The organism is Vibrio sp. OPT46 (genome assembly GCF_015163535.1).
Classification (GTDB): Bacteria; Pseudomonadota; Gammaproteobacteria; order Enterobacterales; family Vibrionaceae; genus Vibrio; species Vibrio alginolyticus.
In genome coordinates, this window is record NZ_JADDYG010000054.1 from 1,958 (window position 1) to 2,887 (window position 930).

A 930-nucleotide genomic window follows, 5' to 3' on the forward strand; every position below is an offset into this window, starting at 1 on the left:
GCTACCGTAAAAGCTTTGAGTTTGGCGAAGGTTTTGCTTTCAACCTAGGTCTTGGTTGGCAAGGTGAAAATGATGATAGAGGCCTATCATTACAACAAAACCCTAACACAGGTCTTCCAGAATACGTTTCTAAAGGCAGCAAGTATGACCAACGTGGTCAAATCGCACTGAGCGGCTCTGTTGCGGGCTTTGGTCTAGGCTACGTATACAGCGGCGGTGATGTTGAGAATTCTGGTCTAGGTACTAAAACTGCTGAATCACACCTTGTTTCTGTAAATTACGGTGAGTATGGCTCTGGTCTGTACGCAGCTGTTGTATACGGCATGAACGAATACTTCTACGAGATGCGTGAAGAAACTACTCAGATTGAGGGCCTACTAGCGTACGGAGTCAACAATTGGACGTTCAGCGTTAACTACGAAGGTGTAGAAGACGACAAAGACAACAAGACAGTTTCAAGCGAAACTGCGCTACAAGCAGAGTACGCAGTAACTCCTGCATTCGTTACTTTCGCTGGTTACCAGTTTGACCTAGGTAACGACTACAACAATGAAGAGAACGACTACTGGACTCTAGGTGCTCGTTACTACTTCTAATAAATAGGCCAGTTTCTACTGCCTAAACACATTTATTGTGTTAACGCCTACTCGTTGTGAGTAGGCGTTTTTCTTTCTGCTATCCTTTGGCTATAAGAGACGCTAGTCATTCTGTGCTTAGGTAACCCCACTCTTTGTTTAGAGAGTGCGTCTATAAAAAATGCCCGCAACTTGCGGGCATTTTTGTTGTTAGAAGAGATGCAGTTCTATTAATACGCTTATTTTTTATCGAGTAAATCGAGTAAATCGAGGAAGAAGGCATACTCTAGCGCATCTTCTTTTAAGCGCTTAAATCGACCAGATGCGCCGCCGTGTCCGGCTTCCATATCGGTTT

The 930-nt window shown here is 44.2% G+C and carries 1 pseudogene; it reads left to right on the forward strand.

Annotated features, from left to right (window positions below):
* A pseudogene (locus IQR33_RS32140) lies at positions 1-596 on the forward strand (porin); the annotation flags it as partial.
* Between the last annotated feature and the right edge of the window lie 334 nt (positions 597-930).